Annotated in this window: 20 protein-coding genes; 9 read left to right on the top strand and 11 right to left on the bottom strand. The window is 69.5% G+C overall.

What is annotated here, in order from left to right; genetic code table 11:
* Positions 1–23: 23 nt before the first annotated feature.
* From DX914_RS15710 to DX914_RS15700, 3 genes are all read right to left on the bottom strand, one after another.
* Positions 24–440 carry a RidA family protein gene (locus DX914_RS15710; protein ID WP_231118300.1) on the bottom strand — a complete coding sequence of 139 codons (417 nt, stop codon included), beginning with the start codon at positions 438–440 and terminating at the stop codon, positions 24–26.
* A 116-nt stretch (positions 441–556) separates the two neighbouring features.
* A complete protein-coding gene (locus DX914_RS15705; protein ID WP_115860481.1) occupies positions 557–1,048 on the bottom strand; it encodes a GNAT family N-acetyltransferase in 492 nt (163 codons plus the stop codon).
* A gap of 38 nt (positions 1,049–1,086) precedes the next feature.
* Positions 1,087–3,069, bottom strand: a complete 1,983-nt coding sequence (locus DX914_RS15700) for a UvrD-helicase domain-containing protein (protein WP_115860479.1) — start codon at positions 3,067–3,069, stop codon at positions 1,087–1,089.
* Between the two features lie 132 nt (positions 3,070–3,201).
* Between DX914_RS15700 and DX914_RS15695 the strand changes: the two genes are divergently transcribed.
* The 3 genes from DX914_RS15695 (at position 3,202) to DX914_RS15685 (ending at position 5,708) form a co-directional block, all read left to right on the top strand.
* A complete protein-coding gene (locus DX914_RS15695) occupies positions 3,202–3,987 on the top strand; it encodes an SEL1-like repeat protein (RefSeq protein WP_115860477.1) in 786 nt (261 codons plus the stop codon).
* Positions 3,988–4,208: 221 nt separating this feature from the next.
* The gene (locus DX914_RS15690; protein ID WP_115860475.1) at positions 4,209–4,988 is read left to right on the top strand and encodes an SEL1-like repeat protein; all 780 of its coding nucleotides are present in this window, start codon (positions 4,209–4,211) and stop codon (positions 4,986–4,988) included.
* 99 nt (positions 4,989–5,087) lie between these two features.
* The gene (locus tag DX914_RS15685; RefSeq protein WP_115860472.1) at positions 5,088–5,708 is read left to right on the top strand and encodes a thymidine kinase; all 621 of its coding nucleotides are present in this window, start codon (positions 5,088–5,090) and stop codon (positions 5,706–5,708) included.
* Positions 5,709–6,117: 409 nt separating this feature from the next.
* On the opposite strand, the gene DX914_RS15680 is transcribed toward DX914_RS15685, so the two are convergent.
* The 3 genes from DX914_RS15680 to mutM all read right to left on the bottom strand — a co-directional run bounded on the left by DX914_RS15680 (position 6,118) and on the right by mutM (position 10,448).
* The gene (locus DX914_RS15680; protein ID WP_115860469.1) at positions 6,118–8,943 is read right to left on the bottom strand and encodes a serine/threonine-protein kinase; all 2,826 of its coding nucleotides are present in this window, start codon (positions 8,941–8,943) and stop codon (positions 6,118–6,120) included.
* 12 nt (positions 8,944–8,955) lie between these two features.
* Positions 8,956–9,519, bottom strand: a complete 564-nt coding sequence (locus tag DX914_RS15675) for an ECF-type sigma factor (RefSeq protein WP_115860467.1) — start codon at positions 9,517–9,519, stop codon at positions 8,956–8,958.
* Positions 9,520–9,635: 116 nt separating this feature from the next.
* Positions 9,636–10,448: a bifunctional DNA-formamidopyrimidine glycosylase/DNA-(apurinic or apyrimidinic site) lyase gene (gene mutM, locus DX914_RS15670; protein WP_115860465.1), complete on the bottom strand. Its 813-nt coding sequence runs from the start codon at positions 10,446–10,448 to the stop codon at positions 9,636–9,638.
* 266 nt (positions 10,449–10,714) lie between these two features.
* Here mutM and DX914_RS15665 point away from each other — a divergent pair, with 266 nt between their 5' ends.
* From DX914_RS15665 to DX914_RS15650, 5 genes are all read left to right on the top strand, one after another.
* Positions 10,715–11,920: a DesA family fatty acid desaturase gene (locus DX914_RS15665; protein WP_115860463.1), complete on the top strand. Its 1,206-nt coding sequence runs from the start codon at positions 10,715–10,717 to the stop codon at positions 11,918–11,920.
* Between the two features lie 191 nt (positions 11,921–12,111).
* Positions 12,112–12,717, top strand: coding sequence for a redoxin family protein (locus DX914_RS15660; RefSeq protein WP_115860461.1), 606 nt, complete (start codon positions 12,112–12,114; stop codon positions 12,715–12,717).
* On the top strand, positions 12,714–12,884 hold the full coding sequence (locus DX914_RS20280) for a hypothetical protein (RefSeq protein ID WP_158549352.1): 171 nt from the start codon (positions 12,714–12,716) through the stop codon (positions 12,882–12,884). Before DX914_RS15660 ends, DX914_RS20280 begins: the two co-directional genes overlap by 4 nt.
* Positions 12,885–13,060: 176 nt before the next feature.
* Positions 13,061–13,396 (top strand): EF-hand domain-containing protein, encoded by a 336-nt coding sequence (locus tag DX914_RS15655; RefSeq protein ID WP_115860459.1) that lies wholly within the window; start codon positions 13,061–13,063, stop codon positions 13,394–13,396.
* A 28-nt stretch (positions 13,397–13,424) separates the two neighbouring features.
* Entirely contained in the window at positions 13,425–14,225 is an 801-nt protein-coding gene (locus tag DX914_RS15650) for a penicillin-binding transpeptidase domain-containing protein (protein ID WP_147300699.1), read from the top strand.
* Between the two features lie 4 nt (positions 14,226–14,229).
* Here DX914_RS15650 and DX914_RS15645 read toward each other — a convergent pair whose 3' ends face one another.
* Together DX914_RS15645 and DX914_RS15640 are read right to left on the bottom strand one after the other, a co-directional pair.
* Positions 14,230–14,730, bottom strand: coding sequence for a hypothetical protein (locus DX914_RS15645; RefSeq protein WP_147300698.1), 501 nt, complete (start codon positions 14,728–14,730; stop codon positions 14,230–14,232).
* Between the two features lie 131 nt (positions 14,731–14,861).
* Positions 14,862–15,479, bottom strand: coding sequence for a CGNR zinc finger domain-containing protein (locus tag DX914_RS15640; RefSeq protein WP_115860452.1), 618 nt, complete (start codon positions 15,477–15,479; stop codon positions 14,862–14,864).
* Between the two features lie 78 nt (positions 15,480–15,557).
* Here DX914_RS15640 and DX914_RS15635 point away from each other — a divergent pair, with 78 nt between their 5' ends.
* Entirely contained in the window at positions 15,558–16,619 is a 1,062-nt protein-coding gene (locus DX914_RS15635) for an arginase family protein (RefSeq protein ID WP_196778939.1), read from the top strand.
* Here DX914_RS15635 and DX914_RS15630 read toward each other — a convergent pair.
* The 3 genes from DX914_RS15630 to DX914_RS15620 all read right to left on the bottom strand — a co-directional run bounded on the left by DX914_RS15630 (position 16,616) and on the right by DX914_RS15620 (position 19,388).
* Positions 16,616–17,014 (bottom strand): cupin domain-containing protein, encoded by a 399-nt coding sequence (locus tag DX914_RS15630; protein WP_115860450.1) that lies wholly within the window; start codon positions 17,012–17,014, stop codon positions 16,616–16,618. The genes DX914_RS15635 and DX914_RS15630 overlap by 4 nt on opposite strands.
* Positions 17,015–17,039: 25 nt before the next feature.
* Positions 17,040–17,570, bottom strand: coding sequence for a hypothetical protein (locus DX914_RS15625; RefSeq protein ID WP_115860448.1), 531 nt, complete (start codon positions 17,568–17,570; stop codon positions 17,040–17,042).
* Between the two features lie 153 nt (positions 17,571–17,723).
* Positions 17,724–19,388 (bottom strand): MFS transporter, encoded by a 1,665-nt coding sequence (locus tag DX914_RS15620; RefSeq protein ID WP_115860446.1) that lies wholly within the window; start codon positions 19,386–19,388, stop codon positions 17,724–17,726.
* Positions 19,389–19,400: the final 12 nt, after the last annotated feature.

Here is a 19,400-nt window from a genome sequence, read left to right as displayed (position 1 = left end):
GAAAGCGGGAGCGGGAGTTGCGGTTAGCGCTTGGGTGCGTGTGCGATGCATTCCACCTCGACGCGCGCGTTCAAGGCCAAGCCCGAGGCGGCCAGCGCGCTGCGCGCCGGATACGGCGGCTTGAAATGCTTGCGGTAGACCTCGTTGAACGCCGGCCATTCCTTGATGTCGGCCAGGAACACCGTGCACTTCACCACGTCGCCCATGCCGGCCCCGTGCCGCGCCAGCACCGTCTCGATGTTCTTCAGCGTCTGCTCCGCTTCGGCCGCGATGCCGCCGGCGACCACCTCGGTCTTGCCCGGCACCGTGCCGATCTGCCCCGACAGGAACAACAGGTCGCCGCTGCGCACCGCTTCGGAAAACGGCAGCGACGCGGCCGCCGGATCGGGCGAAGTCAGGAACTCGGGCGGCGCGGCCGCCGCGGCGTGCGCGGCGGACAACGCGAGGAGCGCGAGCGCATAGCGGCGGGAACGAAGCAGGGCAGTACACATGGCCTGGACCTCACGGAACGGAGATCGCACCTTCCCTCATGCGGCGCACGCGCGCAACGTGGCGCTCAGGGCGTGGCGACTTGCAGCGACACCCGCTTGGCCCCGTCGGCCACCCATTGCGACCCCACTTCGTGGAATCCGTAGCGCGCATGGAAGCGCTGCGACGGCTCGTTCAAAGGTTCGCTGTAGAACTCGCAGGTCACCGGGCTCACCGCCTGCGCGCGCGCAAACGCGAACAGGTCGTCGTACATGGCCGCGCCCACGCGCCGGCCCTGCGCGTGCAGCGCCACCACCACGCGGTCGATATAGAGAAAGCGCAGATAGCGCTGCGCGAACCACAGATAATTGGGGCTGTCGTAATCGGCGCCCTCGCGCAGCGCCAGCAGGAAGCCGAGCACTTCGCCGCCCTCTTCGGCCACGCGCAGGTAGGCGGCCTCGCGCTCCAGCCGCGCCAGGCGCGGGCCGTCCATCGGGCTGAGCAGGTGTTCCGATTCCAGGTTCAGCGCCACGATCGCCGGGTGATCGGCGGTCGTGGCGGGGCGGATCTGCACGGGCATGGGTCGCATCCTTGCGGAGGGGGACGGGGCAGGGGGGATTATCCGCCTTCCAGCAGCGCCTTGATCGCCGCGAAGCCGGCGCTGGCGCGTTCCTGCTTGCGGGCGGCGTCGGCCACCGGGTCGGCGCCGTCGCGCTGCAGCTCGCCGGCCGGCAGTTCCTCGATGAAGCGGCTAGGCAGCAGGCGGATGCGGTCGCCCCAGCGCTGGGTCTCGCGCGAATGCGACAGGTACAGGGCCTGCTTGGCGCGGGTGATGCCCACGTACATCAGGCGCCGCTCCTCGTCCAGGCGGCCTTCCTCGATGCTGGCCTCGTGCGGCAGGTTGCCCTCCTCCACGCCGACGATGAACACGAAGCGGAATTCCAGGCCCTTGGCCGCATGCAGGCTCATCAGCCGCACCTGATTGCCGGCCTCGCCCTTGTCGGCGTGCGACAGCAGCGCCAGCTGCGCGGCCAACTCGCCGGGGCCGGCGCCCTTGCCCGCGTCGAACCAGTCCGAGAGCTCTTCCAGGTTGGCTTTGCGGCGCTGGAAACTGGCCTCGTCCTTGCATTGGGCGCGGATCGCGGCGAGCAGCCCGCTGCGCTCGGCCAGGGTGCGCACCAGCTCGGCCGGCGACACGCGCTGCGCCTCGCCGCGCAGGCCGCGCACGATCTGGGTGAAACCGTCCAGCGCGTTGGCCGCGCGCGGGGTCAGCTGTTTCAGCGCGTGCATGGACTCGGCCGCGCGCGACATCGGCATATGCGCCTGCTGCGCCAGTTCCGCCAGCTTGGCCAGCGTGGTCGCGCCGACCTCGCGCTTGGGCGAGCCGACCGCGCGCAGGAATGCGGCGTCGTCGTCGGGGTTGGCGATCAGGCGCAGCCAGGACAGCGCGTCCTTGACCTCGCCGCGCTCCAGGAACGCGGTGCCGCCGGTGAGGTGATAGGGCACGCGCAGCAGCTGCAGCGCCTTTTCCAGCGCGCGGCTTTGATGATTGCCGCGGAACAGGATGCAGAAATCGCTCCACGGCGCCTCGTGCTTCTGCGCCAGAAAGTGGATTTCGCTGGCGACCTTCTCGGCCTCGTGCGCGCTGTCGCGGCATTCCCATACGCGGATGCGCTCGCCGTCGGGCTGGTCGCTCCACAGCGTCTTGGGGTGCTCGTGCGGGTTGTTGGCGATCAGGGTGTTGGCCGCGCGCAGCACGCGGTTGCTGCAGCGGTAGTTCTGTTCGAGCTTGACGATCTGCAGCGCCGGATAGTCCTGCCCCAGCTGCAGCAGGTTGTCCGGGTTGGCGCCGCGCCAGGCATAGATCGACTGGTCGTCGTCGCCCACGCAGGTGAACAGCCCGCGCGGACCGGCCAGGGCCTTGAGCAGGCGGTACTGGGCGTCATTGGTGTCCTGGCATTCGTCCACCAGCAAATAGCCGATGCGCTCGCGCCAGCCCAGGCGCAGGTCTTCGTCGCTTTCCAGCATCTGCACCGGCAGGCGGATCAGGTCGTCGAAGTCGACCGCGTTGAACGTGGTCAGGCGCTGCTGGTAGCGCTGGTACAGCAGCGCGGCTTCCATCTCGCGCGGGCTGCCCGCGGCTGCCAGCGCTTCCTCCGGCGACAGGCCCGCGTTCTTGGCGCGCGAGATCAGCCCGCGCATGTTGTCGAGCACGTCGGGCTTGCTGCCCGGCGGCAACAGGTCCTTGACCTGCGCGGCGCTGTCGTCGCTGTCGAACACGCTGAAACCGCGGCGCAGGCCGGCCTTGGCGTGCTCGATCTGCAGAAAGCGCAGGCCCAGCGCATGGAAGGTGCAGATGGTCAGGCCTTCGGTCGCGTCGCCCTTGATGCGCTTGGCCACGCGCTCCTTCATTTCCTTCGCCGATTTGTTGGTGAAGGTGATGGCGGCGATGCGCTTGGCCGGCATGCGGCCGGAGCCGATCAGGTGGGCGATCTTCTCGACGATCACGCGCGTCTTGCCGCTGCCTGCGCCGGCAAGCACGAGCAGGGGGCCCTCGGTGGCGAGGACGGCGGCGCGCTGGGGGGGATTGAGGCCGTGCATCGTTGTCATGTTTCGGCCGGTGGGGCCGACTACCTAGCTATAGCCCATCAGTTTACCCGCTCGGGTGGCCCGGACCGGCTACTCTGGCTCCCTGGAACTCCAGAACCGTAAGAAGGAACTGCCGTAATGCGTATGACGATCCTGCTGTTGGCCTTGTTGCCGCTGTCGATAGGGGCCATTGCGGCCGAAAAGCGGGCTGCGCCGCCGCCGGATCCCACGGAAGACCCGCTGATCCTCAGCGGCGGTTTCCTGACCCACCACCCGGATCTGCGCTATCGCCTGCTCGGCATCGAGGCGTACAAGGACAAGAAGCTCGAAAAGGCGATGAAGTTCTTCGTCCGCGCGGGCTACTACTCCGACAAGGCGTCGCAGGGCATGGTCGGTGAGATGCTGTGGAATGGCGAAGGTGCCCCCAAGGACCGGGCTCTGGCTTACGTCTGGATGGACTTGGCCGCCGAACGCGGCTACCGCGGTTTCCTGTTGCTACGTGAGAAGTACTGGCGTGAAATGTCCGAGGATGAGCGCGCCCGTGCGCTGGCCGAGGGGCCGGCCCTCTACGCGGTCAATGGCGATGCGGCGGCGCGCGAGCGTTTGAATCGCGAGCTGCGGCGCGGCCGGCGTCAGACCACCGGCAGCCGTACCGGTTTCACCGGCAACATGCAGATCATCGTGCCGGGCCCTGGCGGCAGCCAGCAGGTCATTTCCGGGTCCAAGTTCTACGACGAGCGTTACTGGGATCCGGAACAGTACGCGCAGTGGCACGATCAGATCTGGATGAAGCCGCGCGTGGGTACCGTCGATATCGGCGATGTCGAAAAGGTCGAGGAGGTCGGCACCCGCATCCGGTCGGCCGCGCCCAACATCGACGCTCCCGAGCCTGAGGTGCCCGACGAGCCGGCGCCCAAGCCCACGCCGTAAGCGGACAGGCTCCAAAGCCCCTCTCCCGGTCGCGGGTGGGGGGCAGGGCCGGCAGCCGGGGCGTTTCGTCTTGCGCGACAAGGCGCGCGGCCGCAGCCTCTCCGCTGACCACCGCAGGTCGGCCAACCGGCCAAAAGCCTAAAATCGCCATTGCCCGCCCCCTGCCCCGGTGCTAAACGGCACGCAGGGGCGCATCCGGCGCCCGCCGCCGGAGCGCCGCCATGGACCGACCCTTGCCTTGCCTGCCCCTGCTGCTGGCCATCCTGCTGCCGTTGACGGCCCTGGCCGCGCCGGCCACCGAGCAGCGCGAGCGCGCGCTCAACTTCGACACCTATCATGCCGCGGTGTTGCAGTCGGCCGGCCACCCGAATGAGCTGCACCGCTGGCACGGAGTGTGGGCCTACGACAACGGCCGCTACGACGAAGCCATCGTCCAGTTCCGCCGCGCCGCGCGCTACGCCGACAAGTACTCGCAGCACTTCTTGAGCATGATGTACTGGTACGGCGAAGGAGCCGCGCCCGACCGCGTCGAGGCCTATTTGTGGGCCGACCTGGCCGCCGAGCGTGGCGACAACGCCGACCTGCTGGAAATCCGCGAAAAGATCTGGGCCTCGCTGAGCGCCGAGCAGCAGCTACAGGTGGCCGAGCGCGGTGAGGACTACGCCACGCGTTACGGCGACAAGGCCGCTTTGCCGCGAATCAATTCGCACATCCGCCATTTCGCCCGCAGCCAGACCGGCAGCCGTGTGGGCGCGCAGACCGCGCGCCTGGACATCGGCCTGGGCAGGCCCGACATCTGGGCCGGCGGCGGCGGTAGCGCCGTGTCGACCCAGGCCATGAAGGGGGTGCAGACCGGCGAGTTCTACGGCGCCCACCGCACCCGCCCGGACGCCTACTGGAAGGACCAGGGCCTGCTGCTGCGCACCCTGACCGGCCAGGTCGAGGTAGGCGATGTCGATAAGGTCGAAGGCAAGACGCCGGCCCCGTCCGAAGCGGACTGAGCCCGGCGCATTCATCCGCCCTACGCAGGCCGCGGCACAGCACGCCGCGGCCTGCCGCGCAATCTCGGCACCGGGCCCGGCCGCGCCTACACTAGGCCCATGGCCAAGCTCTATTTCTACTACTCGGCGATGAACGCCGGTAAGACCACCACCCTGCTGCAGTCCGCGCATAACTACCGCGAGCGCGGCATGCGCGTGGCCATCCTCACCCCGCGCCTGGACGACCGCGCCGGCACCGGCACCGTCGCCTCGCGCATCGGCCTGCGCGCCGACGGCATGGCCTTCGACCGCGACCAGGACCTGGAAGCACTGATCCATGCCGACATCGCCGCCCACGGCGCGCTCAACTGCGTGCTGGTCGACGAAGCCCAATTCCTCACACGCGCCCAGGTCTGGCAGCTCAGCGAAATCGTCGACGCCCTGCGCATCCCGGTGCTGTGCTACGGCCTGCGCACCGACTTCCGCGGCGAACTGTTCGAAGGCAGCCAGTACCTGCTGGCCTGGGCCGACGAGCTCACCGAGATCAAGACCATCTGCCACAGCGGCAAGAAGGCCACCATGACCGTGCGCGTGGACGAACGCGGCCGCGCCGTGCACGACGGCCCGCAGGTCGAGATCGGCGGCAACGACCGCTACATCTCGGTCTCGCGCGCGGAGTTCAAGCGGGTGATGCGGGGGGAGGGGACGATCGAGCCGTTGCAGGCGTCGTTGCCTTTATAAGCCGCTAACGACGCGATCGGCGACGTCGATCGGGATCGATGCAAGCCAGCCCGTCTTGCGCAAGGAGCATCGCTTGGGACACGAGTATCGAGCGAGTCATCCTAAGCTTGCGCAAGACGTCTTCGCGTTGGTGATTGAATCGCTGGTCGAAGAAGGCATATGCGAGCTTGCGGAGCCCAGCCAGTCTAGAAGCGCTGGCTTGAGGTGGGGCATGGATGTGGGCGAAGGATGGCCTGAGGATATCGGCTTAACGCTCGAAGACGACGCTCTGTTCGTTGTCGTTCACCGAGGTACGCGGTCGCAACGAGCGACCTTGGTAACGCATGTGGAAAGGGTGCTTTACGACTTTTTTGGAACACGCGTAGAAGTCGTCGAAGCATAAACGGGCGGCATCGCGGCACACGCCGGCTTAGCCACACCCCCGCCTAATCCCATCAATCTCCCTCCCAATCGCACTCCCATCCGGCCGCTGCGCATGCAGCGTGCGATGCAGCACGTCCAACCGTTCGCGGGCCGCGACGGCATCGGCGCCGGTCCGGGCGCAGCGGATGCGGGCGGCGTACGCCTGGGCGAGCCAGCCGATCTTGCGCAGTTCGATGTCGGCGTTGGGCAACGAGGACAGGGTGTCCAGGCGGTTGAGGGCGTCGGTGTCGCCGAGTTGGGCTTGCTGGTAGGCCTGGCTGAGTTCGGCGCGGCGCGTATGCGGATGGGTGGTGCCGTAGCCGGCGCGGGTTTGGCGTACGGCGTCGGCGAGCAGGGTCATGCCGCGTTCGCGTTCGCCCAGGGCGATGCGGACTTCGCCTTCCATGCGATCGGTGTCGCCGAGCAGCGGGTGGTCCACGCCGTAGCGGGCGTCGCGCAGGTGTCGCGATTCCTGCAGCAGGGCCAGGGCTTCGCGGTCGCGGGTCTGTTCGTGCAGCACCATGGCCAGGTTGAACAGAGTGCCGGAGAGGCGGCCGGTGTCGCCCTGCTTGCGTGCGATTTCTATGGCGCGGCGTAGCGAGACGACGGCGGCGTCCAGGTCGCCGCGCTCCCAGGCGATCACGCCCAGGCTGTTGTAGGTGGCGCTGAGGTCGGCGTGGTCGGCGCCCAGGCGCGAGCTGAGCAGGTCGCGGATTTCGGCGAACTCGCCTTCGGCCAGGGCGAAGCGGCCCTGGTCGACGTGGATGGCGGCGAGCTGGCGGCGCGCGGCCAGGGTGGCGGGGTGCTGGGCGCCGTTGACTTCCTGGGCGATGGCCAGGGCGTCGCGCGCTTCGCGTTCGGAGGCGTCGGTCTGGCCCAGGTCGCGCTGGCGCGCGGCGATGTTCCAGCCGATTTCCACCAGCAACGGATGTTTCTCGCCGCCGCTCTGGCGCAGTTGCGCGCGTGCGCGTTCGAAGCCGGCCAGGGCGGCGCGGCTTTCGCCCACGTCGGCCTGCAGGCCGGCCATGTCCATGAGGTTTTCGACTTCGCCCACGTCGTCGTCGAGGATTTCGCGGCGCAGCAGCAGCGAGCGTTCGAACAGCTGGCGCGCGCTCTGGCGCTCGCCGTTGGCGCGGCGGCAGCGGCCCAGCTGCGAATAGAACTCGGCGGCTTGGGTGGGCAGTTGCGCCTGTTCGCGGCGGGCGCGGTCCAGCCAGGGCTGCATGAGTTCGATGCAGGCGCGCGATTCGCCGAGCAGACGCAACACCTGGCCGCGCTGGGTCAGCGATTCCAGGCGCAGGCTGCTGGGAATGTCGTCGGTGAGTTCGATGATCGCGGCCTGGCGTTCCAGCAGCACACGCGCTTCCTGGTAGTCGCCCAGGCCTGTGCGCAAACGCGCGACCACGCCCAGCAGTTCGGCGCGCGCACGCGGCTGGCGCGCGAGTTCGCGGTTGCCGCGCGCGACCGAGGCGTCGAGCAGGCCGCGCAGGTCCAGCGCTTCGCCTTCGGGCGTGCCGCGCGCGTTCTCGAACAGGCCGACCATGAAGTCCTGCATGGCCTGGGCGCGGCTGGCTTCCTGCACGGCCTGGCGCGCCTGCCAGGCGACGATGGCCAGGGCCGCGCCCAGCACCAAAGTCACCAGCGTCGCCGTGGCCAGGGCCCAGCGATGGCGCTGCACGTATTTGTTGAAGCGGTAACTCAGGCTCTGCGCGCGCGCCTGCACCGGGCGGCCGGCTTCGAAGCGCTGCAGGTCCAGCGCGAGGGCTTCCACCGAGGGGTAGCGTTGCTCGGGGCGCTTGGACAGCGTCTTGAGCACGATGTTGTCGAGATCGCCGGTGAGCTGGCGCGCGTGCCGGCGCAGCGCGGCGGCATCGGCATCGCCGCCTTCGCCGCCGGTGGTCTCGGCGTTGCGCAGCACCGCCTGCGAGGGCCGCAGCGGATCGGCGGCGAGGATGGCCTCTTCCCATTCGGCGTCGGTCTGGCGCTTGAGCCGGTAGGGCTTGGTCTCGGTGAGCAGTTCGTACAGCACCACGCCCAGCGAGTACACGTCGGTCATGGTGGTGACCGGCTCGCCGCGCACCTGTTCGGGCGCGGCGTAGTGCAGGGTGAAGGCGCGCACGCCGGTGCGGGTCTGCTCGGGGATCGGCACGTCGGTGTCGAGCAGTTTGGCGATGCCGAAGTCGAGCAGGCGCACGTCGCCGCCGGGCGTGACCAGGATGTTGGACGGCTTGAGGTCGCGGTGGACGATGAGGTTGGCGTGGGCGTGGCTGACCGCGTCGCAGATCTGCTGGAACATGCGGAGGCGCTTGTCCAGCGCGGTGGCGTGGTTGCGGCAGTAGTCGGTGATCGGCTCGCCTTCGACGTACTCCAGCGCCAGGTAGGGCAGGCCGTCGGTGCTGATGCCGGCGTCGAGCAGGCGGGCGATGTGCGGGTGGGCCAGGCGCGCCAGAATCTGGCGTTCGCGGGTGAAGCGGATGCGCAGGTTGGTGTCGGCCAGGCCGGGGCGCAGCAGTTTCAGCGCGACGCGGCGCTGGTACAGGCCGTCGGCGCGCGAAGCCAGCCAGACCTGGCCCATGCCGCCTTCGCCGAGCAGGCTTTCCAGGCGGTAAGGACCGACGTTGCTGCCCGGACGCGCGCCGGACAAGGCGGCCACCAGCGGTTCGGCCAGGAAGTCCTCATGGCCTTCCTCCAGCGCGATCAGGGTCTGCAGTTCTTCGGCCAGGGCCGGGTCTTCGTCGCGCAGTTCGCGCAGGCGCAGCGCCCGCGCGGGCGGGTCCAGCTCGAACAGCGCATCGAGCAGAGGGGACAGCCGTTGCCAACGCTCGGCGTCCATGGGGGCGGCGGCTCAGTCGTCTTTGAGCGATGCCAGCAGGAACAGGCGGGCTTTCTGCCAGTCGCGGCGGATGCTGCGTTCGGAGCGCTGCAGCAGGGCGGCGATCTCCAGTTCCGACAGGCCGGCGAAGTAGCGCAGCTCCACCACCTGGGCCAGGCGCTGGTCGACCGCGGCCAGCTTGGTCAGGGCGGTGTCCAGGCCCAGGGTTTCCTCGTCCAGGCGCAGGCCGCCTTCGACGTCGTCGGGCAGTTCGGTGACCCGGTGCAGGTCGCCGCCGCGCTTCTGCGCCAGGCGCTGGCGGGCGTAGTCCACCACCACCGAGCGCATGGCCGAGGCGGCGTAGGCGAAGAAGTGGGCGCGGTCGTCGAACTGCGCCTCGCGCCGTCCGACCAGCTTCAGGTAGGCCTCGTGGACCAGGGCGGTGGCGTCCAGGGTCTGGCCGTGCTGGCCGGCCAGCTGGCGCCGGGCCATGGTGTGCAGCTCCTGGTACAGGGTGGCCAGCACGCGGTCCAGCGCGCCGCGGTCGCCCTCGCGGGCGGCGTCCAACAACAGCGTGATGTCAGCGCTTTCGGCCATCGTGATCCCCGAGCTAAGGCCCGACTATAACGTGTTCATCTTGGCCTGGCGCATCCATGCGTTGGCATCAAAATTGCTGATGCGAACTCGTGCAAACGGTTACGCCGGCGCGATCTTCAGCGCTGGCAGTGCCCGCACCAGACCGTGGTGCGCTGGCCGATGGCGGCCTGCTTCAACGGCCGGCCGCAGCGCGGGCAGGGCTCGCCACCACGGCCGTAGGCCGACAGTTCCTGCTCGAAATAGCCCGGCGCGCCGTCGGGGCTGATGAAGTCGCGCAGGGTGGTGCCGCCGCGCTGGATCGCATAGCCCAGGATCGCCTTGATCGCGCCGGCCAGCTCGGCGTAGCGCTCGCGCGAGACCTTGCCGGACGCGCGCAGCGGCGACACGCCGGCGGCGAACAGGGCCTCGGCGGCGTAGATGTTGCCCACGCCCACCACCACTTTCTGGTCCATCAGGAAGGTCTTGACCGGCGCCTTGCGGCCGCGGCTTAGATTGAACAGATAGTCGCCGTCGAAGTCGTCGGACAGCGGCTCCGGGCCCAGGTCGCGCAGCAGTTCGTGGGTCTGGCCGGGCGGCTGCCACAGCAGGCAGCCGAAGCGGCGCGGGTCGTTGAAGCGCAGCACCCGGTCCGAATCCAGCAGCAGGTCGACGTGGTCGTGGTCGCGCACCGGCGTGTCGGCCGGCAGCACGCGCAGGCTGCCGGACATGCCCAGGTGCAGCACGGCGCTGCCGGCGGTGGTGTCCAGCAGCAGGTATTTGGCGCGGCGGCGCACGCCGTCGATGCGCTGGCCGGGCAGCTCGCTGGCGATGGCGTCGGGGATGGGCCAGCGCAGATCGGGGCGGCGCAGGATCGCGGCGACCACGCTGCGCCCTTCCAGGTGCGGGGCCAGGCCGCGGCGGGTGGTTTCGACTTCGGGCAGCTCGGGCATGCGCGCAGGGTACCTTAGGGTGGCCTGCCGCCATGGTGGGGGCGGCCGCGTTCGTCACAACGCTTAACGACGGCGCCGTTCAGCCGCGCGCCGCGTCCCGCCTTGCGCGGCGACGGAACGATCCCCATCACAGAACCCGGCCATACCGGCGCGAACGGTGCGGCCAGGGTGTCATCATCCCGCGCGGGACTGCGCCCGATCCGTCCCCCTCCCGGCCCCGGCCGGTCGCCCGCTACCTACGCCCCGCGCGTTCGGAGTTCCGTTCCATGCCCGCTTCATTGCTCGACTTCATCGCCGGCGGTTTGCTGCAGGCCAGCTTCGGCACCATGGTGATCTACTTCCTGGTGGTCACCCAGCTGACGATCATGTCGGTCACCTTGTACCTGCACCGTTCGATGGCGCACCGTTCGGTGGACTTCCACCCGGCGCTGGCGCATGTCTTCCGGTTCTGGACCTGGCTCAGCACCTCGATGATCACCAAGGAGTGGGCGGCGATCCATCGCAAGCACCACGCCAAGTGCGAGACCGAGGAAGATCCGCACAGCCCGCAGTTCAAGGGCATCGACACGGTGATGTGGCGCGGCGTGGAGCTGTACCGCGAAGCGCGCACCCAGCGCGAGGACATCGAGAAGTACGGCAAGGGCTGCCCGGACGACTGGATCGAACGCAAGCTCTACACGCCGCACGCGACCATGGGCCCGACCTTGCTGCTGTTCATCAGCTTCGCCCTGTTCGGCTTCGCCGGCGTGGCGGTGTGGGCGCTGCAGATGCTGTGGATTCCGTTCTGGGCCGCCGGCGTGGTCAACGGCCTGGGCCACTGGTGGGGCTACCGCAATTTCGAAACCACCGACACCGCCACCAACCTGACCCCGTGGGGTTTCTGGATCGGCGGCGAAGAACTGCACAACAACCACCACGCGTTCCCGAGCTCGGCCAAGTTCGCCCTGCGCAAGTGGGAGTTCGACATCGGCTGGGCCGCGATCCGCGTGCTGGAGAAGCTGCGCCTGGCCAAGGTGCTGCGCGTGGCGCCGGCGCTGGACGTGCGCCCGAACATCGCCATTCCCGATGCCGAGACGCTGAAAGCGCTGCTGGCGATCCGCTTCCAGGCCATGACCGATTACTACCGCAACGTCACCCTGCCGGCGCTGCGCGAAGAAGCGTCCAGCGCGGGCGACCGCATGCGCGCGCTGCCGCGCAAGCTGCGCAAGGGCCTGGCCGACGGCGGCCGCTGGCTGGACGGCGACGCGCGCGAGCGCCTGCACAGCTGGGTGGCCGAGCGCCCGCGCATGGCCACGCTGGCCGACTTCCGCCAGCGCCTGGCGCAGGTGCTGGACGACCGTTCGCACGACGCCCAGGCCACCTTGCAGCGCCTGCATGCCTGGTGCGCCGAGGCCGAGGCCAGCGGCATCCACGCGCTGCAGGCCTTCTCCGCACGCCTGAAGGGCTACGCGCTGGCGCCCGCGCGCGCCTGAGCTCTGTCGCGCGCACCCCAAAGGTGCGCGCATCGAAAGCCCGCGTAGCGATACGCGGGCTTTTTTGTGTCCGCCGTCGCGGCTTGGCATCGGCCTTGACGCCGTCGCGCCATGGCGGTGTTAGGTTCGCCGTATGGACGCCCGCCGCGCGATAGCCGGTCGGGATTGCGGGTCACAAGGAGGTTGCCCGGATGCGCAGGGAGAGCGTTGCCTATGCCGCGTTGGCGCTGGCCTGCGCCCTGATCGCCGTGCTCGGCGTACAGAACCGGCAACTGCGATACGACTATGCCGCGCTGATCGAGGACACCGTGCGTCCGCCGGTGGGCGGTTGGCTGCCCAGCGCGCAGGCCGAGGTGTTGGGCGGCGGCCGACTGACCCTGGGCCGCACCGGCGGCGAGCGCCAGGTGCTGTATTTCTTCGACCCCACCTGCCCGGTGTGCGAGGCCTCGGTGCCCGCCATCCTGGAGCTCAGCGGCGCGCTGCAGCGCGCGGCCGGCGGCGCGCAACTGGTGGGGGTGGCGCGGCAGGAGCAGGCCGGCTTGGACGGCTACCTGCGCGCGCGCGGATTCGCGTTTCCGGTGGCGTTGTCGACGCCGCGGATCCGCGCCTTGTTCCATTTGAGGCGCGTGCCGCTGCTGGTGGTCGTCGATCGCGACGGCCGGGTCGTCTACTCGCACGCCGGGCTGATCGATACCAAGGAGCAGGTGCCCACCATCCTGACCGCGTTGCGCGCCACGGAACGGCATGCCATGCCACAGCATGTAGCGGTTGGATCATCGCAATGGAGAGAACGATGAAGCACATCGGCAAGCGTCTGAAGGCGGTCGCATTCGCGATCGCGATCGTCGGCACCCTGGGATTCGGCGCCGCGCAGGCCTTCGGCACGCATCCGGACACGGGCTGCCCGATCAAGCCAGGCTGCAAGTACGGCGGGCAGCGCGTGGGTTGCTGCCAGCTGCCGTAACCGCTCCCCCCAGGGCGATTCCCCTGTTGTCGCCCTCGCGCGGCCGGCCCCCTAAGCCGGCCGCGCACCTATTCGGGCGCCGCGCGCTGAACCGCCGCGTAGCGCGCGCCGCGGCCCGCTTGCCTGCGCGGCCTTGGCGCGTCAGGCTGCGCGACAAGTCCCGCCGCCGTGCACGCATGCGCCTTACGCCCCTGTTCCTACTGCTGCTGGCCGCGCCGTTACCGGCGCAGGTGCAGTCCACCGGCGACTACCTCTCGCGCATGGACAGCGACGGCGACGGCCGCGTGTCCCTGGTCGAATATCAGGACTGGCTGAGCTACGGCTTCGACGCCATGGACAAGAACCGCGACGGCACGCTGTCGCCGGACGAAATGCCGGGCGGGCCGCGCCGCGGCCAGGTCGCATTGACGCGCGAGCAGCACCGCGCGCAGCTGGCCGACCGTTTCCGCAAGCAGGATCGCAACCACGATGGCAGCCTGGATGCGCGCGAGCTGGCCGCGCCGCCGCAGTAGCCGCAACGGGGACAGGCGCGTGATCGGAATGTTGCGGGCGTTGCTGGTGTCGTGCGTGTTGCTGGCGCCGGCGTATGCGCGCGCGGCCGTTGCGCCGGCGCAGCAGTCGTGCTTTCTGCTGTATGAGGTGGGGGTAGGCCAGCGATCGCGCGATCCCGATCCGGCCTGCGAACAGCGCTACTCGCCTGCGTCCACCTTCAAGATCCCGCACGCGTTGTTCGCGCTCGATGCCGGCGCGGTGTCCGGCCCCGACGAGGTCATGGCCTACGACGGCCAGGGCGATTGGGCGCCGCTGGCGCGCCGCGACCACAGCCTGGCCACGGCGATGCGCTACTCGGTGGTGTGGTACTTCCAGCGTATCGCCCAGCGCCTGGGCATGCAGCGCGAGCGCGACTACCTGCGCAAGATCGGCTACGGCAACCAGGATGCGGGCAGCGACCTCACCCATTTCTGGCTGGGCGATGCGCTGACGATCTCGCCGCTGGAACAGCAGCGTTTCCTGCTGGACCTGTATGCCGATCGCCTGCCGCTGTCCAAGCCGGCGATGGCGCAAGTGCGGGCCATGCTGGTGCAGCCGCAGGGCCAGGTGACCAATGCGCGCGGCGAGCACGCCTTCGCCGCGCCCTGGCCGGCCGGCGCCGTGGTGTCGGCCAAGACCGGTTCGGTCACCGACCGCGCAGGGCGCGGTGTGCGCTGGCTGGTCGGCCACGTGCAGCGCGGCAAACGCGCCTATGTGTTCGTGAGTTGCGTGGTCGGAGCCAAGGATCTGGACCAGAACGCGGCGATCGACCTGGCGGCACGCGAGCTGCAAGCGGCGCAGGTGCTGTAGGCGCTCAGTCGCAGCCGTCCCGCTCGCCGTCGAAGTAGGTAACGGCGACGCGGCCTTCGGCGTCGATCTGCTGGATGGTCAGCCGTTCGTCGTAGGCCTTCACCACGATCCAGTCCTTCGCGTCTTCCTGCGCGTACGCGGCGACATGGCCGCCTGCGCGCGGCAGCAGCGCCGCGCCCACCTGCGGCAAGCGCAGGTAGCGGCTGGGCAGCCGTGCATCCAAGGCCTCGTAGCCCGGCGCCGGGCGGCGCAGGCCCAGCGCGCTGCCGTCGCGGGCGAAGCTCAGGTCCAGCCGCACCGGCGGCGGATCGCCGTAGGCGGCCACCGCGTGGCCCTCCAGGCGGTCGCCGCGTTCGCGGTCGGGCAGCAGGCGTAGGAAGCCGTCGACCGGGCCGCCCGGCGTGGCGCGCGTGGCCCAGCAGCCGCGCACGAAGTCGATGTCGTCGGCGGCCATGGCCGGCGCCAGCGGCATCAGGGCGAGTAGTAGAGCGGCGGCGAGTCTCATGACGGGCTCCGGCGGTTGCGCGCACGTTAGCATCGGCCGCGCACGCGGGAGCGACCCGACCGTGCAATTCGCAGGATGCGGCGACAACCGCATCGATGCGTACGGCCATGCAGACGCGAAGCTGCGGGTGCTCAGTGCGCGCTGCGCTGCTGGTGCCGGCGCGCCTTGGCGACGTTGCCGCAGGTGGCCATGTCGCACCAGCGCCGGCGGCCGTTCTTGGAGGTGTCGATGAACACCCAGCCGCAGTCGTGGCCGTCGCAGATGCGCAGGCGGTCGAGCTGGGCGTCCTTGAGCAGGTCGATGGCGTGCGCGGTGACCACGTGCGCGATCAGGTCCAGGCCCGAGCGCTGCGGCGCCCATTCCGCATGCAGGCGGCCCTGACGCGCGGCGAGGCGGGCGGCGGCGGACGCAGCCAGGCGCGCGCGGTCGAGCACGGCCAGCGCGGCGGCGGGCGGCGTGCGCTCCTGCGCGAGCGCGTAGAGCAGTTCGCACAGCGCCTCGCGCAGGGTCTTGGCGCGGGTCAGCGCGGCGGCGGCCTTGGCCGGCTGCGCCAACGCCAAGCTTTCCAGCGCGGCCAGGTCTGCGCGCGGGTAATGGCCGGACTGGCGCGCCCAGCGCAGCAGGGCGTCGTAGTCGTCCAGCCAGTCGCGCGGCTGGCTATCGCGCGCCGTGACCGTATTGGCCAGGTCCAGGGCCAGGTTGCCGCCGACCAGGTCGGCCGCTTGGAAGGCGTGGCGTTCGATCCGCATGCTTAACCTGCTAAACGATGTTGACAGGTTAAGACCGCGGGCCTATAACCGTCAAAACACAATTCAACGGTTAAGGTCATGAGCCCGACCCGGGTCCGGCGTTGCCTGGAAAGCGGCCTGCTGCTGGCCGGTTTGAGCATGGCGGCTTGCGCCCCTGCCGCCGGGCCGGTGGCGCACAGACCGGTGCAGGCGGAGCAACCCATGCAGATCGTCGCGATAGACGCACCCAGCAATCTCGGCCTGCGCCCGCCCGCGCCCGACGTGGAGCCCGGCGCGCGCAAGGCGCCCGCGGCCCTGCGCGCCGCCGGCCTGCTCGCGCGCCTGGGCGCGCGCGACGGCGGGGCCGTGCCGGCGCCGCCGTACTCGCCGCAGCCCGACCTTGCGGTGGGCTTCCGCAACGGCACCGCGCTGGCGGCCTACAGCCAGACGCTGTCCGAGCATCTGCAGCCGCTGCTGCACGGTCGGGAGTTCGTGCTGGTGCTGGGCGGCGACTGCAGCGTGCTGCTGGGCGCGAGCCTGGCGCTGAAGCGCCGCGGCCGTTACGGCCTGGCCTTCGTCGATGCGCACGACGACTACTCCTACGTGCGCGACCGCGCACGCTATCGCGGCATCGTCACCGCCGCCGGCGTGGACCTGGGCCTGGCCACCGGCCACGGTCCGGCCGTGCTGACCGACATCGGCGGCATGTCGCCCTATGTGCGCGAGGCCGATGTGGTGCAGCTGGGCCTGTCGCGAGAACCCGGCGACAGCGACTACGCCGCCACCGAAACCTACGATGCCTCCGGCATCCTCACCTTCGACGTCGATACGGTGCGCCGCGACGCGCGCGCCGCCGGCCTGGCCGCGCGCACGCGTTTGGAAGCGGATGCCACGCAGGGCTACTGGATCCACGTCGATGCCGACGTGCTGGATGCGCGCGCAATGCCGGCGGTGGACTCGCCCAACGCGCGCGGCCTGAGCTATGCGCAGCTGCGCGCGATGCTGACGCCGCTGCTGGCCAGCCCCAAGGCCGTGGGTCTGGACCTGACCATCTACGATCCCGACCTGGACCCGAAGGGCGTGTATGCGCGGCGGCTGGTGGATGCGGTGACCGGTGCGTTCGCCGACAGCGGCCGCTACGCGCTGCCCGCCGCGCGTTAGGCGTCTTCGAAGCTGCAGGGCAGGGGTTCGGGGTCCAGATCCTCGTAGGCTTCGGGCCGGAACCGCGGCGTGCAGATCGCCAGGAACACCAGGTCGCCCTGGCCCAGGTTGGCGATGCGCTGGCGGCCGTCCGGCGGGATCAGCACGGTGTCGCCGGGGCCCACGTCCTGCGGCGGCAACTCGCCGACTTCCATGCGGCCTTGGCCTTCCAGGATCACGTAGCGCTCGGCGGTGGCGGTCAGGCGGTGCCAGCGCGTAGTGGTGCCCGACGTCACCCGCACGCGCGCGATCGACAGCGTGGGGTCGTCGTCGCTGTTGGACAGCTCGATGACGTGGCATTGCTCGGCGATGTAGAACTCGCCGCTGGCGTCGTAGGGGCGGATCGAGGGTTTCATGCGCCACAGCCTAGCCGATGCGGGTTCAAGCCGTTGTCGATAAAGGGCGCTGGCGCCAACACCGCCACAGGGCCGCAGCGCCGAAGCCCAGCCACCACAGCAGCCCGATCGCCAGCAGCGCGAACTTGATCGCCGCGCACAGACCCGCCGGCCAGGCCAGGCCGCGGTCGGCGCCGGCGGCCAGCACCTGGATCAGCAGCGCGTTCTCCATCGCGTCGGCCAGGCCGGCCAGCCACATGGCCCAGGCCAGCACGCGCGTGGCGCGTCGCCAGCGTACGGGCAGCGCGGGTTCCAACAGGCGCAACAGCACCCAGCCCAGGGGCGCGTACAGCGCCATGAGCAGGTAATCCAGGCCCAGGCTGGCCATCATCCAGTCGCGTTGCGTGGGCGACAGCGTCTGCAGGAACACGTAACAGTTGCGTTCCAAGCCGCAGAATTCGAAATCCAGCACCGCGTTCGGCGGCAGCGCCTGTGCGATCGCGCCCATGCCGTACAGCGTCGGCGCCAGCAGCGCGAGCAGGGCGTACAAGGCGCCCATCAGGAACTGGCGAGGCATGCACGCTCCCTGCGACGGATGAACTTCCGGTTTCGCCGGACTGTAAGCGCCGCCGCAGTGCTCGGCAACGCGCTCACCCGAAAAAAGCGACGCCGGCTTGCGCCGGCGTCGCCTTCACTGCATACGACGTGGGGTCGTTCGGTGGAGCCGGTATCAGTCGCGGATATCGACATCCTTGGTTTCGCGCAGGAACAGCGAACCGATCACCACGGTCATCGAGGCCACGATCACCGGGTACCACAGGCCGCTGTAGATATTGCCGGTGGCGGCGACGATGGCGAAGGCGGTGAAGGGCAGGAAGCCGCCGAACCAGCCATTGCCGATGTGGTAGGGCAGCGACATCGAGGTGTAGCGGATGCGGGTCGGGAACAGTTCCACCAGCCAGGCCGCGATCGGGCCGTAGACCATGGTCACCAGCAGCACCAGGAAGGTCAGCAGCGCGATCACCACCGGCGTGTTGACGCCGGCCGGGTCGGCTTTTTCCGGGTAGCCGGCGGTCTTCAGCGCTTCGGTGAGCTGCTTGCCGAAGGCGTCGGACTGGGCCTTGAACTCGTCCTTGCCCAGCGCCTCGCCTTCGAAGCTGTTGAGGCTCACGCCGCCGATGGACACCGTGGCCACGCTGCCGGCCGCGGCCGGGGCGTTGACGTACGGGATGCCCTTCTTGGCCAGCGCCGACTTGATGATGTCGCAGGACTGCTTGAAGGTCGCCTTGCCCACCGGGTCGAACTGGAACGCGCAGCGGTCCGGGTCGGCGTTGACGGTGACCGGCGACTTCGCCACCGCGGCCTCCAGCGCCGGATTGACGTTGTGGGTCAGCGCCTTGAACACCGGGAAGTAGGTGAACACCGCGATCAGGCAGCCGGCGAGCACGATCTTCTTGCGGCCGATCTTGTCCGACAGCCAGCCGAAGAAGATGAAGCCGCCGGTGGCCAGGGCCAGGGCGATGGCGATCAGGATGTCGGCGCGGTTGGGGTCCAGGCCCAGGGTCTTGGTCAGGAAGAACAGCGAGTAGAACTGGCCGCCGTACCAGACCACGGCCTGGCCGGCGGTGGCGCCGAGCAGGGCGAGCAGGGCGATCTTGCCGTTCTTGGAGAAGAAGCTCTCGGTGATCGGCGCCTTGGAGGTCTTGCCTTCGGCCTTCATCTGCTGGAACAGCGGCGATTCGGCCAGCTGCATGCGGATCCACACCGACACGCCCAGCAGCACCACCGAGACCAGGAACGGAATGCGCCAGCCCCATTCCTCGAACGCTTCCTTGCCCAGATAGTTGCGGCAGCCCCAGATCACCAGCAGCGACAGGAACAGGCCCAGGGTCGCGGTGGTCTGGATGAAGCTGGTGTACAGGCCGCGCTTGCCGTTGGGCGCGTGCTCGGCCACGTAGGTCGCCGCGCCGCCGTACTCGCCGCCCAGCGCCAAGCCTTGCGCCAAGCGCAAGGTGATCAGGATGATCGGTGCGGCGATGCCCAAGGTGGCGTAGCTGGGCAGGATGCCGACCAGGAAGGTGGCCAGGCCCATGATGACGATGGTGACCAGGAAGGTGTACTTGCGCCCGATCATGTCGCCCAGGCGGCCGAACACCAGCGCGCCGAAGGGACGCACCGCGAAGCCGGCGGCGAAGGCCAACAGGGCGAAGATGAACTGGCTGGTGTCGTTGAGGCCGCCGAAGAACTGTTTGCCGATGATCGCGGCGAGCGAGCCGTACAGGTAGAAGTCGTACCACTCGAAGACCGTGCCCAGGCTGGACGCGAAAATGACCTTCTTGTGGCCCTTGGTGAGCTCGCCCGATCCGGGCGACGCGGTGGCGGTGACGCTGGACATGATGCGATCCCC

Source organism: Lysobacter silvisoli, from assembly GCF_003382365.1.
Lineage (GTDB): Bacteria > Pseudomonadota > Gammaproteobacteria > Xanthomonadales > Xanthomonadaceae > Lysobacter > Lysobacter silvisoli.
This window is presented reverse-complemented; position numbering and strand designations above follow the sequence as displayed.

Bases quoted from the DNA above. Each gene is read 5' to 3' on its own strand.
- DX914_RS15640 (WP_115860452.1), bottom strand. From the start codon at position 15,479: ATGCGGATCGAACGCCACGCCTTCCAAGCGGCCGACCTGGTCGGCGGC.
- DX914_RS15700 (WP_115860479.1), bottom strand. From the start codon at position 3,069: ATGCACGGCCTCAATCCCCCCCAGCGCGCCGCCGTCCTCGCCACCGAG.
- DX914_RS15645 (WP_147300698.1), bottom strand. From the start codon at position 14,730: ATGAGACTCGCCGCCGCTCTACTACTCGCCCTGATGCCGCTGGCGCCG.
- DX914_RS15680 (WP_115860469.1), bottom strand. From the start codon at position 8,943: ATGGACGCCGAGCGTTGGCAACGGCTGTCCCCTCTGCTCGATGCGCTG.
- DX914_RS15635 (WP_196778939.1), top strand. From the start codon at position 15,558: ATGAGCCCGACCCGGGTCCGGCGTTGCCTGGAAAGCGGCCTGCTGCTG.
- DX914_RS15690 (WP_115860475.1), top strand. From the start codon at position 4,209: ATGGACCGACCCTTGCCTTGCCTGCCCCTGCTGCTGGCCATCCTGCTG.
- DX914_RS15625 (WP_115860448.1), bottom strand. From the start codon at position 17,570: ATGCCTCGCCAGTTCCTGATGGGCGCCTTGTACGCCCTGCTCGCGCTG.
- DX914_RS15705 (WP_115860481.1), bottom strand. From the start codon at position 1,048: ATGCCCGTGCAGATCCGCCCCGCCACGACCGCCGATCACCCGGCGATC.
- DX914_RS15650 (WP_147300699.1), top strand. From the start codon at position 13,425: ATGTTGCGGGCGTTGCTGGTGTCGTGCGTGTTGCTGGCGCCGGCGTAT.
- DX914_RS15620 (WP_115860446.1), bottom strand. From the start codon at position 19,388: ATGTCCAGCGTCACCGCCACCGCGTCGCCCGGATCGGGCGAGCTCACC.
- mutM (WP_115860465.1), bottom strand. From the start codon at position 10,448: ATGCCCGAGCTGCCCGAAGTCGAAACCACCCGCCGCGGCCTGGCCCCG.
- DX914_RS15685 (WP_115860472.1), top strand. From the start codon at position 5,088: ATGGCCAAGCTCTATTTCTACTACTCGGCGATGAACGCCGGTAAGACC.
- DX914_RS15655 (WP_115860459.1), top strand. From the start codon at position 13,061: ATGCGCCTTACGCCCCTGTTCCTACTGCTGCTGGCCGCGCCGTTACCG.
- DX914_RS15660 (WP_115860461.1), top strand. From the start codon at position 12,112: ATGCGCAGGGAGAGCGTTGCCTATGCCGCGTTGGCGCTGGCCTGCGCC.
- DX914_RS15695 (WP_115860477.1), top strand. From the start codon at position 3,202: ATGACGATCCTGCTGTTGGCCTTGTTGCCGCTGTCGATAGGGGCCATT.
- DX914_RS15665 (WP_115860463.1), top strand. From the start codon at position 10,715: ATGCCCGCTTCATTGCTCGACTTCATCGCCGGCGGTTTGCTGCAGGCC.
- DX914_RS20280 (WP_158549352.1), top strand. From the start codon at position 12,714: ATGAAGCACATCGGCAAGCGTCTGAAGGCGGTCGCATTCGCGATCGCG.
- DX914_RS15675 (WP_115860467.1), bottom strand. From the start codon at position 9,519: ATGGCCGAAAGCGCTGACATCACGCTGTTGTTGGACGCCGCCCGCGAG.
- DX914_RS15630 (WP_115860450.1), bottom strand. From the start codon at position 17,014: ATGAAACCCTCGATCCGCCCCTACGACGCCAGCGGCGAGTTCTACATC.